At 59.9% G+C, this 11,903-nt stretch carries 10 protein-coding genes; 6 read left to right on the top strand and 4 right to left on the bottom strand.

All coding sequences use genetic code 11. The features are described from left to right. Positions 1 to 38 precede the first annotated feature (38 nt). Together ACVWZF_RS08870 and ACVWZF_RS08865 are read left to right on the top strand one after the other, a co-directional pair. Positions 39 to 242 (top strand): phycobilisome linker polypeptide, encoded by a 204-nt coding sequence (locus ACVWZF_RS08870; protein ID WP_011433055.1) that lies wholly within the window; start codon positions 39 to 41, stop codon positions 240 to 242. A 133-nt stretch (positions 243 to 375) separates the two neighbouring features. Next, complete coding sequence (locus ACVWZF_RS08865) at positions 376 to 1,404, top strand: ABC transporter ATP-binding protein (RefSeq protein WP_011433056.1); 1,029 nt, start codon at positions 376 to 378, stop codon at positions 1,402 to 1,404. A 130-nt stretch (positions 1,405 to 1,534) separates the two neighbouring features. Here the strand turns inward: ACVWZF_RS08865 and ACVWZF_RS08860 are convergent, their stop codons facing one another. Beyond that, positions 1,535 to 3,175, bottom strand: coding sequence for a 2-isopropylmalate synthase (locus tag ACVWZF_RS08860; RefSeq protein ID WP_457411283.1), 1,641 nt, complete (start codon positions 3,173 to 3,175; stop codon positions 1,535 to 1,537). A gap of 59 nt (positions 3,176 to 3,234) precedes the next feature. Then, positions 3,235 to 4,149 carry an arylamine N-acetyltransferase family protein gene (locus ACVWZF_RS08855; protein WP_011433058.1) on the bottom strand — a complete coding sequence of 305 codons (915 nt, stop codon included), beginning with the start codon at positions 4,147 to 4,149 and terminating at the stop codon, positions 3,235 to 3,237. A 251-nt stretch (positions 4,150 to 4,400) separates the two neighbouring features. Here ACVWZF_RS08855 and ACVWZF_RS08850 point away from each other — a divergent pair, with 251 nt between their 5' ends. The 3 genes from ACVWZF_RS08850 (at position 4,401) to ACVWZF_RS08840 (ending at position 9,242) form a co-directional block, all read left to right on the top strand. Continuing rightward, positions 4,401 to 4,682: a MoaD/ThiS family protein gene (locus ACVWZF_RS08850; protein ID WP_011433059.1), complete on the top strand. Its 282-nt coding sequence runs from the start codon at positions 4,401 to 4,403 to the stop codon at positions 4,680 to 4,682. Positions 4,683 to 4,741: 59 nt separating this feature from the next. Then, on the top strand, positions 4,742 to 6,880 hold the full coding sequence (locus ACVWZF_RS08845; protein ID WP_011433060.1) for a polyribonucleotide nucleotidyltransferase: 2,139 nt from the start codon (positions 4,742 to 4,744) through the stop codon (positions 6,878 to 6,880). Between the two features lie 175 nt (positions 6,881 to 7,055). Continuing rightward, positions 7,056 to 9,242, top strand: a complete 2,187-nt coding sequence (locus ACVWZF_RS08840; RefSeq protein WP_011433061.1) for a CHASE2 domain-containing protein — start codon at positions 7,056 to 7,058, stop codon at positions 9,240 to 9,242. Between the two features lie 579 nt (positions 9,243 to 9,821). Here ACVWZF_RS08840 and ACVWZF_RS08835 read toward each other — a convergent pair. Next, positions 9,822 to 10,043, bottom strand: coding sequence for a high light inducible protein (locus ACVWZF_RS08835; protein WP_011433062.1), 222 nt, complete (start codon positions 10,041 to 10,043; stop codon positions 9,822 to 9,824). Positions 10,044 to 10,239: 196 nt separating this feature from the next. On the opposite strand from ACVWZF_RS08835, the gene ACVWZF_RS08830 reads away from it, so the two are divergent. Then, a complete protein-coding gene (locus tag ACVWZF_RS08830) occupies positions 10,240 to 10,722 on the top strand; it encodes a pyridoxamine 5'-phosphate oxidase family protein (protein WP_011433063.1) in 483 nt (160 codons plus the stop codon). 67 nt (positions 10,723 to 10,789) lie between these two features. Here ACVWZF_RS08830 and ACVWZF_RS08825 read toward each other — a convergent pair whose 3' ends face one another. Next, positions 10,790 to 11,728 carry an alpha/beta fold hydrolase gene (locus ACVWZF_RS08825; RefSeq protein ID WP_041436448.1) on the bottom strand — a complete coding sequence of 313 codons (939 nt, stop codon included), beginning with the start codon at positions 11,726 to 11,728 and terminating at the stop codon, positions 10,790 to 10,792. Between the last annotated feature and the right edge of the window lie 175 nt (positions 11,729 to 11,903).

Below are 11,903 nucleotides of genomic sequence, written 5' to 3'. Positions count from 1 at the left end.
AGATAGCCCATTTTGTTGTTGAGCGGGGATCCCATATCATGCGCATGTTCAAGATCACGGCCTGTGTGCCCAGCCAAACCCGAATTCGCACCCAGCGGGAGCTGCAAAATACCTACTTCACCAAGCTGGTGCCCTATGAGAACTGGTTTCGGGAACAGCAGCGCATCCAGAAATCGGGTGGCCGCATCCTGAAGGTGGAGCTGGCCACGGGTAAGCCTGGGATGGACGTAGGACTGCTGTAGTTCCCCTATTCGTTCGTTGCTTTCCCTCGGATACTGAGAAATAGCCCTCTGCAGATCCGGTATGCCCAGCTCTGGAAGCTCTGTTCTTGGGGTTGGGGTAGCGGATCTGGCCGTTTTGTAGGGGTGGGGGTAGATGTTGCCTGATGTGCCGACCCGGTTGGAGCCAATCATCGCTGCCCACAACCTGAGCAAGGTTTACCCGGTGGCCGTCAAGGATCCCGGAGTGGTTGGCACCCTGCGCCACTTTTTTCGCCGCACCTATCGCCACATCCCGGCGGTGCAGTCCGTGAGCTTTCAAGTTCAGCCGGGGGAGATGGTGGGATTCTTGGGGCCCAACGGGGCGGGCAAGACCACGACCCTCAAGATGTTGACCGGTTTGATCTATCCGTCCGGCGGCACGGTGCAGGTGGTCGGCCATGTGCCTTACCGCCGGGAGCCGGCGTTTTTGCGGCAGATCACCCTGGTGATGGGACAGAAGCAGCAGCTCATTTGGGATCTGCCGGCAATGGACTCTCTGCGCATCAACGCTGCCGTTTACGAGATCCCTGAGAAGGAGTTTCGGGAGCGGGTGGGGGAGCTGGCAGAGCTGCTCGACCTAGAAAGCAAGCTGAAGCAACCGGTGCGCAAGCTCTCGCTGGGGGAGCGGATGAAGGCGGAGCTGTTGGCGGCTCTGTTGCACCGCCCGCAGATCTTGTTTTTGGACGAGCCCACCTTGGGGTTGGATGTCAACGCCCAGGCCGGCGTGCGGCAATTTCTGCGGGACTACAACCGCCGCTATGGAGCAACGGTGCTGTTGACCAGCCATTACATGGCCGATATTACTGCGCTGTGCCAACGGGTGCTGGTCATCAACGCGGGGCAGCTCATGTACGATGGCGACCTCGAGGCATTGCTGGAGCGCTTTGCCCCCTACCGAGAGGTGAGGTTGAAATTGGCTCGCCCTTGCCCTGTTGCCCAACTGCAGCTCTATGGAGAGGTGCGCACGGACGGGGATCCGGGCAGCTGTGAGGCGCGGCTGTGGGTGCAGCGGGAGCAGCTCACCCAAACGGTGGCCAAGCTCTTGGCAGAGCTGGATGTGCTGGATCTAACGGTAACCGACCCGCCCATCGAGGAAGTGATCGGGCGGGTGTTTGCGGATGGGATCCCTTCGGCCAGCCCATAGGGTCATTTGCAACAGGGTTAGGTTGAGCGTGGGCTCCCTTCTTCCCCAAGAGGAGAGGGGCTGGGGGTGAGGGTCAGCAGCGAAGGATCCCAGCTTTGTTGGAAACGACTGGGATTCCCTAACCCTTCCCTCAGATCTTCTGGGCAGCAGCCTCGCGCTGGTCAGCCGTCGAGCGTGCCGCGTGCAGCGCAGAGTAGAGCTTGTTGAGGGCATTCATGTAGGCTTGGGCCGAAGCGACGATGATGTCGGTGTTGGCGGCATGGCCGGAAAAGATGCGGTCTTCGTGGCGCAGGCGGATGGTGACTTCCCCAATGGCGTCGATGCCGGCAGTAACCGATTGGACAGAAAACTCGATTAACTTGTTGGGGATATTGACAATGCGGTTGATGGCCTTGTACACCGCATCCACCGGGCCTGTGCCCACGGCAGCGTCCACCCGCTCTTCCCCTTCCGGGGTTACCAGGCGCACCGTGGCAGTGGGAGCCTCTCGATTGCCACACACCACTTGGACATGCTCCAGGCGGTAGAGTTCGGGCACCGGGCGAGTTTCGTCGTTAACAATCGCTTCCAGATCCAGGTCGGAGATTTCTTTTTTCTTGTCAGCCAGCTCTTTGAAGCGCAAGAAGGCCTTGTTCAGATCCTGCTCCGACAGCTCGAACCCCAGTTCTTTGAGGCGGTTGCGAAAGGCGTTGCGGCCCGAGTGCTTGCCCAACACCAAGGTGCTCGATTGCAGGCCGATGGTCTGTGCATCCATGATCTCATAGGTCTGGCGGTTCTTCAACATGCCGTCCTGGTGGATGCCAGATTCGTGGGCAAAGGCGTTGGAGCCGACGATAGCCTTGTTGGGCTGCACCAACATGCCAGTGAGGTTGGAGACGAGGCGCGAGGTGCGATAGATCTCCTGAGTTTTGATGTGGGTGAGGGGCTTCTCGGAGTCCACCGGCAGGCCGAAGTAGGGGTTGAAGTAGCTGCGCCGCACATGCAAGGCCATCACCAACTCTTCCAGGGCTGTGTTGCCGGCCCGCTCACCAATGCCGTTGACCGTCACTTCCACCTGACGGGCGCCCTGCTTAATCGCTTCCAAGAAGTTGGCCACCGAGACGCCCAGATCGTCGTGGCCGTGCACAGAAAGGATCGCTTGCTTGATGTTGGGCACATTTTCGCGGATGCCCTTGATCAGTTGGCCGAACTCCTCCGGCATGACGTAGCCGACGGTATCGGGGATGTTGATGGTTTTGGCCCCCGCCCGAATGGCCGCCTCGATGACCTGGTATAGGAACTCTGGGTCAGAGCGGGTGGCATCCATCATGGAAAACTCCACATCCTCCACGAAGGACTTGGCGTAGGCCACCATCTCTTCGGCAATTTGCAGCACCTCAGCGCGGGTTTTGCGCAACTGATACTTCAGGTGAATGTCGGAGGTGGAGATGAAGGTGTGGATGCGGGGCTTGGCAGCAGGCTTTAGGGCGGCGGCGGCGGCCTCAATGTCCGGCTTGAGGGCGCGGGCCAGGCTGCAAATCACAGGGCCATCGGGGGTTCCCACCTGCTCGGCCACCTTCTGCACGGCCTCAAAGTCACCAGGGCTGGCATAGGCAAATCCCGCTTCGATGATATCGACGCCCAGCCGGGCCAACTGCCGGGCAATGGCCAGCTTTTCTTCGGTGTTGAGGGTGGCGCCGGGGCACTGCTCCCCGTCTCGCAGGGTGGTGTCGAAAATGAGTACATGATCCAAAGCTTGGCCATCAAACCCGGCGACCGCGGCAGCATCCATAACGGTTACTGAGATAACGAAACATTGCCTTACTATTTTGACATTAACTGGCAGGGGTTCTAGCCTTGTTTGGGGAAGATTTGGGTGGGCTCTGTTGAGACGTCATTGGGCTTGGGTCTTGCAACCTTTCCCCTCGGATCCCCAGCGGCGGCAGGAGATGGGGGAAGGCAGATCCCGAAGGCGCAGGCGAGCAGTTGTTCATACTCTTTTTCATCCCTGAGAGGGCGTTCCCAGCGGCCTTCTGGGGTGGTCTCGATCCACTTAAAAGAGCCATTGGCGCGGGCGGTGAGGGTGACCCGTCCGGTCGGAGTGGCCAGGGTGCAAAGGCGCAGCCGGGTAAACATCGATTCTGGCGAAGTTTGGTGAAAGTGGCACATGGGCTCGAACTCCTGCAGGGAGCGTGGGATCCGATCCAGAAGAAATAGAGTTTTCCAGGTGCGATCCGGCTGTTCCTGCTGAATGAGCCAATAACGGCAAGCAGTGGGATCCCCTGGCCAAAGGGTGAGGCGGTAGCGTCCTTCAGCCTGGGCTTGAATCCCGGGATCCCCCAGCCGCAACGGCTCGCGAAAGGCCTCCCCATACCCCACATCTGCCAGCCAGGCTTCATCGCCGATGTTCACCTGCACAGCCAAGTGGTTGCACTCAGGTCCAAAGCGGACATCGGACTCCGACCGGCTCACCTGTCCTGAGAGTAGGTGTACCGAAAACCCCATTCCCTGCAAGGCAGCGGCCAGCAGGCTGTTCAGCTCAAAGCAAAAGCCGCCCCGCCGCTCTCGGACGATTTTTTGGAACAAGAAATCCCGCTCCAGGCGAATGGCACGACCCCGATGAATGTCCAGATTTTCAAACGGCACCCGCAGCAGGTGGGCTAGGTGGATCTGGCGGAGGGTTTGCAGGGTGGGCTGGGTGGGGCCAACGTAGCCAATCCGATCCAAGTAGGCCCTGATTTGGGAGGGGGTCAGTGGCTCTAGCATCAGCACAGAAGCCGGTTGGCTGCCAAGCAAGCTTTTGGCCTACCCTAGCCTTGCCCCGGATCCCCGGCCAGAGCCAGAAGAACAGTTCACTGGAATCTGAAAGACGGCATCTTTTCCCCGGAGCCGATTTTTCTGTGGCTGTAGGGATCCCTGATGAGTAGGAGATGGGCAGAGGATTCTGGTGGACAAACCGGCCAAAGATTGCCCAAGATTGTCCACAAGATCGTTCAAAGCAGGTGGGAGCACTGTCAATGGTTGCTGCCCAAAATCCAGCCCCCGATGAGCTTTTTCCCATCACGCTGAAGCTCTTTGCCATCTATCAAGAAGTGATCGGACAAACTGAAATGTGCCTGCAGGTGAGCCCCGGTACCACCGTCGGGCAGCTGTGCGATCAACTGATCCAGCGCTACCCCAGCTTGGCTCCTTGGCGCTCCCAAACGCGCTTCGGTCTCAACCTCAATTTTGTAGCTGCCGACACTCCCCTATCGGCGGGAGACGAAGTCGTCCTGATCCCTCCGGTCAGCGGGGGCTGAAAAGGAGCAAAAGGAGAATGCTACGATAGCGGCAAGAAAAAAAGAAGGCGAAGCGTTACATGGCAGAATACACTCGGTCGATTTCCTTTTATGGGCGGGAAATTGACATCAATATTGGGCTGATGGCCCCCCAGGCAGGGTGTGGGGTTTGGCTGACTTCGGGCGAAACCTCGATTTTGGTTACCGCCACACGGCAGCCAGGCCGGCCTGGCGTTGATTTTATGCCCTTGTTGGTCGATTACGAAGAGCGCCTCTACGCAGCGGGGCGGATCCCAGGGGGATATCTGCGGCGAGAAGGCCGGCCACCGGAACGGGCCACTTTGATCTCTCGCTTAATAGACCGACCCATTCGTCCGTTGTTCCCGGAATGGCTGCGGGATGATGTGCAGGTGGTGGCCACCACCCTCTCGGTGGACGATACGGTGCCGCCCGATGTGTTGTGTATTTTGGGAGCCTCGTTAGCCATTCACGGCGCTCGCATCCCCTTCAATGGCCCCGTGGCGGCGGTGCGGGTGGGCTTGGTCAAGGATGAATTTATCCTCAACCCCACCTATGCCGAAATTGAGGCGGGCGATCTGGATCTGGTGGTGGCCGGCTGTGCCGATGGCGTGATCATGGTGGAAGCCGGGGCCAACCAACTGCCGGAAAAGGATGTGGTGGAGGCCATCGAGTTTGGTTTTGAGGCCATCCAGGAGCTGCTCAAAGCCCAACAGCAAGTCCTGGCGGATCTCAACATCACCCCGGTAGAGCTGCCCCCTCCCCCCAAAAACGAGGAGCTGATTGCCTTTGTAGAAGAGCAGGCTCAGGAGGGCATTCGCTCCATTCTCAGGCAGTTTTTGGACAAGACCAGCCGGGAACAGCAACTGGAGGAGCTCAAGGCCAAGCTGGAGGCCCAAATCCAGGAACGGCCAGAGGGGGATCCCTTGCGGCTCTATCTTCTGGAAAACCCCAAAGAGTTGGACAACCAGTTCAAGGCTCTGCTCAAGAAGCTGATGCGCCAGCAAATCCTGCAAGAGGGGGTGCGGGTAGATGGACGCAAGCTGGACGAGGTGCGACCGGTCTCTTGCCGGGTGGGTTTGATCCCAAGGGTTCACGGCAGTGCCTTGTTCAATCGCGGCCTCACCCAAGTCCTTTCCATCACTACCCTCGGCACGCCCGGCGATGCCCAGGAGCTGGACGACTTGCACCCGGTGGATGAGAAGCGCTACATGCACCACTACAATTTTCCGGGCTTTTCGGTGGGAGAAACGCGGCCTTCACGCTCGCCGGGACGGCGGGAGATTGGTCATGGGGCGCTGGCGGAGCGGGCCTTGGTGCCGGTGCTGCCCAAGGAAGAGGAGTTTCCCTACGTGGTGAGGGTGGTGTCGGAAGTGCTCTCCTCCAACGGCTCCACCTCGATGGGATCCGTCTGTGGCTCTACCCTTTCTCTGATGGATGCCGGGGTGCCGATCAAAGCGCCGGTCAGCGGGGTGGCCATGGGCCTTATTAAGGAGGGGGATGAGGTGCGCATCCTCACCGACATCCAGGGGATCGAGGACTTTCTGGGCGACATGGACTTCAAGGTGGCCGGTACGCGGGCGGGGATCACCGCTCTGCAAATGGACATGAAAATCACCGGCATCACCGTTGACGTGGTGGAACAGGCCATCCGGCAAGCCAAGGCCGGACGCGAGTTCATCCTCGACAAGATGCTGGAGACGATTGCTGCGCCTCGACCCCAGTTGGCCAAAACGGCTCCCCGTCTGCTCACGTTCAAGGTGGATCCCGAGGATATCGGCAAGATCATCGGCCCCGGTGGCAAGACCGTGCGCGGCATCACCGAAGCGACAGGGGCCAAGGTGGACATCAGCGACGACGGCACAATCACCGTGTCTTCCTCGGTGGGCGGCCAGGCGGAGGCGGCGCGGGCGATGATCGAAAATCTGGTGCGGCGGGTGGAAGAGGGGCAGGTGTATTTGGGCAAGGTGACCCGCATCATCCCCATCGGCGCTTTTGTGGAGTTTTTGCCCGGCAAAGAGGGCATGATCCACATTTCGCAACTGGCGGAGTACCGCGTCGGCAGGGTGGAAGACGAGGTGGCTGTGGAAGATGAGGTGGTGGTCAAGGTGCGCAGCATCGATCACAAAGGCCGTATCAACCTCACTCGCCTCGGCATTAGCCCTGAGGAAGCAGCGCGGGTGCGCAACCATCACCACTGAGGCTGCGGTTTTCCCCCAGCAACGGGGGGGCCAGGGATCCCCTCGACAGCCGCCGGCAGCGGCCAAAATGGCAGAGAAAACTCCATCGCGACAGCGGTGCGGAGCGCTTTTTAGCTGGCTCGCGTCTGCACTGCCGTTCGTGTGGTCGCGTCAGCGGTGCAAAGCCCTTTGCAATATGCCGGATCCCGTCCCTCCCTTTCTCGTTGGCCAAGGCTATACTTCTCCAGCTCGACTGTCCCCCTCCCGGCGACGGCTGGGCTGGGCGTTGGCTTGGGGCTTGGGTTGGGCTGCTCTGCTTAACCTTTCTGCTCAGCATCCTTTGTTGGTGCGGATGGAGAGCGACGCCCAGGAGTGGCTGTACGCTTGGCGTGGCCCTCAGCAGCCTTCTCCCGAGGTGGTGATCGTCGGCATTGATGGTCGTATAGGACTCGATCGCGACAGCGGTGCGGAGCACGTTCCCGCTAACGGGAACAGCGGACAGGGGGAAAGCAATGGCCGCACCAGTGGTGCAGAGCACCTTGGCCAACATCAAGTTGACTTCCTTCTGGAACGGGCCAACTACGCCGGCCTGACGTTGCGTCTACTGGAAGAAGCTGAGGCCAGGGTGGTGGTGCTAAACCTGCCCAGCAGCTTTGTGGTACCTCAAAACCTGGGCAACGAGAACTTAGATGCCCCTCTGCGTCAGGTGGTGCAGCGCTACCCAGATCGCTTGGTCTTGGCCACCCGCAGCAGCGAGAGCTTTGGCCGCTCCGAGATTAACATCTACAACCATTTTCTGCCCTTCTCTTCTCTGCGGCTGGAGTACCTGGTGCCGCCAGAGCATGTGCAGGGGGTGGTGCAACATCGGGTAGACAGTGCCGGGATCCTGCGCCAGGCCCAGTTGCGGGGGCTCTACCTGCGCCGCGACAGCCAAGAGGAGCAGATGTTCGCCTCGGTCGAGGCTCTGGCTTTTGCCAAATACGACCCGGAGCGGGCCAGCCGCTGGTTTCGCGAGCGGGGGTTGCAGCCGATCCAATTCAACCCCCTCGGATCCCAGCACGGGATCCCCATCATCCCCATCGAACGGGTTTGCCCTCCAGCTGTTCTCCAGGCAGGATCCGGGTCTGTTGCCCCGATGATCAACCCCAGCCAAGCCTGCCGCGGCCAAGAAGGGATCCCTCCCCTCGATCCCGAAGTTGCCGACCAATTGCGGGACAAAATTGTCCTGGTGGGTTTTGTGGGCGGCTACCCCGAAACCTTCCCAGTGCGGACTGCGGATGGATCCCAGATTGCGGCGGTGGAGCTGCAGGCGCAAGTCCTCTCCAGCCTGCTCACCGGGGAGGTCTACCAATCCGTGCCGGGGGGGGTGGCGGTTGCGGTGGTCTTGCTGCTGGGAGTGGGAACGGGACTGCTTTTGGTGCTTTATCGTCCCCCCCTACGTTCGCGTCAGCGGTGCGGAGCACTTTTGAGCCCTTGGGGCTGGAAGCAACAGCAGTTTCTCCTGCGGCCTGTGGTGGGGCTTGCCGTTTACGAAGGGTGGGCTGTGGCCCAGTTTCTACTGGGGCGTTGGGTTTGGCCTCTCGTCTTGCCGGCCCTGGCCAGTGGGCTAACGGGGGTGAGCCTGCTGCTCACTTTGGTCATTGTGGAGAATCAAGAACGGCTCTTGGCCCAGCAACAGGAACTGGAGCGCCTGCGCCGAGCCGAACAGGAGGCCGCCATTGACCAGGCTCGCAAGCTGCTCTACCGAGTAGCCACCGACATTCACGATCGCGAGCTGCAGGAGCTGAAGGTGGTGATGGACAACTTGGAGAGCTTGCAATGGCAGCAGCACCAGGGAAAAGCTCCCGATCCCACCGTCTACGACCACCTGCTCGAGCAACTGGAGAGGATCGGACGCGGGATCCGGAATCAGCTCAACGATGTGCGCACCCTAGCCGCCAAGCTGCGCATCTCCCCCAGCTTGCGAGAGGGGTTGCATCGCGGCATCGAGATCTATCTGGACGAGCTGATCCAAGCGGGCAGCCTGACGCTGTCTGTGGAGCGCCAACTGCAACCTCTGCAGGAGCCCAACACCGGCGAGTGGTTTGATCAGCGAGAAGACATCTTGCGCTTTTTGCGGGAGGCCATCGGCAATGTCATCGCCCATGTACAACCCCCCAAAGGCAATGCTTCCTTTGTCAAGGTGTCGCTGGCCCAAACGGAGCGCCACTGCTGCCTTTCCGTGGTCAACGATGGTATCGAGTACGCTCCCGGCCTCAGCGGCGGCTACGGCAGCAAGGCCATGAACACCATCGCCCGCTATCTACCCAAGGGATCTTGGCACCGCACCCGCACCCCGGAAGGCCATACCCATGTCGAGCTGCACTGGGAGATGCCGCTCTGAAAGACCTACACAGCACTGAACAGAACAGATTTTTGCTCAGCGCTGTTGCTTTCTTCCTGCTTCAGCAACCCTTGACTAGCGGTAGGTTTTAGACCTACCACCCCGCCAGAGGAGTCTCCACAGGCGTTAGCTTGTCGGGGTGTGGGGTTAGCTAAGCCCCGCACTGTACCCGTAGCGTCAGTGTCGGGATACAGATACCCCCACATGGTGTATGGTGAGAGTAGTTGCACAAAACGGCTTTTGCCGGAATCTGGTGCAGCTACGCGGTGGGACATCCCGTGTCTGCTCGCAGAGGGTTCTTGCGTAGGCTCCCCAATGAAGCGAGAAGCCCACACTGTACCCGTAGGGTCAGTGATGGGAGTATGTCACTTCCCCCAGAGCTTGGGGTACATTTCAAACGGTAGCTGGGGTCTAGAAACATAAACCTAACCACCCGCTCCCTGCACACTCGCACAACTGCCTAGCGTTTGCACATCAGGTTGTAGAGAATTGTGCAACAAAGTGAGGACTCCGTCCCACTATCGCGAACAGTCAATCGGCGATTAGAGACAGCCCTCTTCCTAGGAAGCGTTCTTTGGCTTATCGGCCCAGGGACTGCAGCCAGCCAATCAGGGTGGTACCAGACAGAGCTTCAAACAGGATCAGGGCAACAAAGCCGATCATTGCCAAGCGCCCGTTCAAGCGCTCTGCATAGTCGGTGAAGCCCACGCGGGGGGTGCTATCCACATACATTTCTGGCTCAATGGCGTAGTTGTTCAGCCGACCGCCTTCTTCGACGACGACGGAGCGATATCGGGTCATAGGGTTCTCCTCGTGCTTTCTTTCCCAGCGTAGCTCGCTTTGCGTAGGATTGTAAAGTTTTATTTACAACGTTAATGCCCAACGCTCCGAGCTGCCGGGCAGAGTTCAACCAGGCCAGGAACAGCCTGTAAGCAGGGTTGTGGCTCTTGTCCCAGTACAGGGGAGCTGATAATAGCAAGGGGACTGGAGGACAACCATGTCGGTGCTGGAACAGTTAAATATGCTGCTGGATGGCCAGCCGGTGGCCAGCTTGGCGGTGCTGGAGCAGGGATCCCCGGCGGTGTCGTTGGTGCCTTTTGTGGTGCAGCGGGATCCCTTGCGCTTTGCCATTGTCATCAGCGATCTTTCTGCCCACACCCAGGCTTTGCGGGCGGATCCCCGGGCCGCGCTACTCATCCACGAGCCGCCCACCCCAGGGGATCCCCGCAGTAACCATGCCCTGTCGCGGGTGATGGTGAGCGGAGAAGCCCAGTTTCTCAGCCGCGAAGAGGCGCAAGCGCAGGGGTTTGAGGCCCTCTATCGCGCCAAGTACGAGATTGCCGAGATGATCCTGGGCTTGGCGGATTTTCACTTCTGTCAGATCGTCCCCAAAACTGGTAGCTTCATCCAGGGGTTTGGCCATGCATTCCGGCTGAGGGGCCCCAACCTGGATCAACTGGAGCACCTTGGTCGGGCGTAGATTATGAGAATTCCAAGGGCAGCCCGCGCCATCCTTGAGCCCAGGGAAGCTCTTGCTGCGCCGCTTCCTAGCTCCCCTCTTCTGGGGGGAGAGAATGGAGTCCTTTCTCAGGTTTTCGGGTGGGATCCCGGATCCAGTCCAACAGCAGCGGGTTGACCAGCTCGGGGGCTTCATCCTGGGGGCAATGGCCGACCCCCGGCAATGGGATGAACCCCACCACGCAAGGAAACTCTGCCAGGGCCCGCCCCAGAGCAATGGGTTCCCAGGGATCCGCTTCCCCCCACAAGATCAAGACGGGACAGGTGAGCTGAGGCAAGAGATCTTCAGCCAAAGGCCCCTGAGAATAGCGCACAAAGGCCAAAAAGACCTCTGCCGCCCCCGGCTCCAAAGCGGGTTTGAGCAAAAGCTGGATCAGCTCCTCGGTAACCGCTTCTTTGCGCCCGTAGGCTTGGAGGAGGATATTGCGAATGGCCCTAGCCTGGGCCACCTGAGCAAAGAAGAAACGACCAAAGGGGGGCCACCCCAGCAGGGATTGCAGCAAAGGGGTGAACCGGCGGCGCAGCCAGGAGACCTGGCCCCGTTTCCGCTCGTGCAACAGCCGCAGCGAGGGATCCAACATCGCTACCCCTAAAACCTGGGCCGGATCCAGAACCGCCGCCTGCAAAGCCACAATGCAGCCAATCGAGTTGCCCACCAGATAGACTGGCTGGCCCACCACCTCTCGGACAAAGTCTGCCACCAGGGATCCCCAGGTCTCAAAGGTGTAGGGCAAAGGGGATCCCGGCAGGGGCTTGGCGGATCCCCCAAACCCCAACAAATCGACCGCATACACCTGACAGTGCTGCCCCAGCTCCGGCAAATTTTTCCGCCAATGGTCGCTGCTGGCCCCAAAGCCATGGATGAGCAACACGGCTGGGCCTGTGGATCCCGACTGTTGGTAGCGAATGGGCTGGTCACGCCAGAGCCAGCGATGCTCTGTGTTCGCGTTGGCGCTGCATGGCAACATGGGGGTGCAGTGTAGGTTTGAGTCAGCGTTGCGATCCTAACCGTTCGCGACAGCGGGACAAAGTTCTTGTGATCGGGGCAAGTAAACTACCCGGCTCCGACCGCTAAGCGGTACGGAGCGGGCTTTCAGTAGCCCTGAGCCTGCTCTGCTCTACCAGAGAACAAAACAGGCCCGA

The organism is Thermostichus sp. OS-CIW-30 (genome assembly GCF_054060215.1).
This window is presented reverse-complemented; position numbering and strand designations above follow the sequence as displayed.